Origin of the sequence: Corallococcus praedator, from assembly GCF_003612125.1 — a bacterium.
Lineage (GTDB): Bacteria > Myxococcota > Myxococcia > Myxococcales > Myxococcaceae > Corallococcus > Corallococcus praedator.
Genome location: NZ_RAWI01000758.1, coordinates 1 through 1,294, shown reverse-complemented (window position 1 = coordinate 1,294; position 1,294 = coordinate 1). Strand labels below are relative to the sequence as shown.

Genomic DNA, 1,294 nt, shown 5'->3' with positions numbered 1-1,294 from the left:
CGGGTGGGCAGCTACGCGGCGCACGGCTCCGGGGAGATCGTGGTGGGCTTCTCCACCGCGAACATCATCCCCAGGCGCACCCAGAAGATGGTCTACAAGATGAAGATCCTCCTGGATCAGCGTCTGGACCCCCTCTACGAGGCCGTGATGGAGGCCACCGAGGAGGCCATCCTCAACGCCATGTGCATGGCCACGCCGATGACGGGGGTGAACGACAACTACTCCCCGGCGCTGCCCCTGGACGAGGTCCGCCGCTTCGTGGACGCCTGCCGACCCATCTTCGCCTCGGTGAAGAAGCGCCCCCACCAGACGAGCGCCCCGGCTTCCCGGGAGCGCCCCAGCGACGAGGACCGGGAGGGGGAGGTGACGGTGTCGTCCGCCCTGCCCACCAACGTGCGCGGCGCGGAGGGCATCCCATTCCCCACCCGGCCGGCCCCGAACGAGCCCGACAGCGACCCGGACGGGCCTCCCGGGACGGAATCCGGTGGAAATGTCCCCTCCGGCCCCGTTGACCCCGAGGGTTCCTCTTCCGGGAGCCCGTAGGCTTCTGATAGGTAAGCCCCCCTTTACTCCATTCCGGAGCCCCAGGAGCCACCCACATGGCCAACAGCAAGAGCAAGCACCGCCGCGTGCAGATGAAGATCCGTCAGCACTGGCGGAAGCGGATCAAGAAGCAGAAGGAAGCCGCCAAGGCCGCCGCCGCCGAAGGCAAGAAGAAGTAGTCATCGCCCTGGGCGCCGCTCCCGGCGGCCCTGGCTCACCGCCGGGTCGCCGTGAAGGGGCGTGTCACGGAGCAGCGCTGGCTGGCGTTGCCCTGGATCCGTGAGTAGTTGCCGCTGAAGCTCCCCGTGAGGCTTCCTCCGACTCCGCTGTCCGCCACCCCGCCGGTGAAGGACGCGTTGAGGCTCAGGAAGGTCGTCAGCCCCCCATCGCTGCTGGGCGGCGGCCCCCCCGTCACGCTCAGGTCCCCCGACGGGAACACCTGGCCCTGAAGGTCCACCCCGTCCAGCGACGCGGTGAGGGCGCTTCCCTCGCGCTCCAGCACCAGGTCCTTGCCGTCCGGCAGGGGCGGCACGTTCAGGTTGACGCACTCGGGCGGGAGGCCCGCGTCGGCCAGGAAGGCCAGGGGGTAGCTGCCCTCCACCGGAGCGCAGGTCTCCGCGCAGTCCAGCGGGGTGCCTTCGTCGTCGCAGGCGGGCGCGAGCATGAGGACGGCGCTGGACACCACAGCCGTCGTGACGGTCACCAGGGGGAGGAAACGTCCAGTTTTCATGGGTGGGAATCTCCGTGGGGT

The 1,294-nt window shown here is 69.5% G+C and carries 3 protein-coding genes; 2 read left to right on the top strand and 1 reads right to left on the bottom strand.

Annotation, left to right across the window (positions count from 1 at the left end; all coding sequences use genetic code 11):
- A partial coding sequence (locus D7Y13_RS41530; protein WP_208734554.1) for a P1 family peptidase occupies nt 1-543 on the top strand: 543 nt, incomplete at its 5' end.
- A gap of 56 nt (nt 544-599) precedes the next feature.
- On the top strand, nt 600-722 hold the full coding sequence (locus D7Y13_RS41525; protein ID WP_120537198.1) for an aminopeptidase: 123 nt from the start codon (nt 600-602) through the stop codon (nt 720-722).
- A 35-nt stretch (nt 723-757) separates the two neighbouring features.
- Here D7Y13_RS41525 and D7Y13_RS41520 read toward each other — a convergent pair whose 3' ends face one another.
- The gene (locus D7Y13_RS41520) at nt 758-1,273 is read right to left on the bottom strand and encodes a hypothetical protein (protein WP_147444368.1); all 516 of its coding nucleotides are present in this window, start codon (nt 1,271-1,273) and stop codon (nt 758-760) included.
- Nucleotides 1,274-1,294 lie beyond the last annotated feature (21 nt).

Coding starts and splice junctions, on each gene's coding strand:
- D7Y13_RS41525 (WP_120537198.1), top strand. CDS start 600: ATGGCCAACAGCAAGAGCAAGCACCGCCGCGTGCAGATGAAGATCCGT.
- D7Y13_RS41520 (WP_147444368.1), bottom strand. CDS start 1,273: ATGAAAACTGGACGTTTCCTCCCCCTGGTGACCGTCACGACGGCTGTG.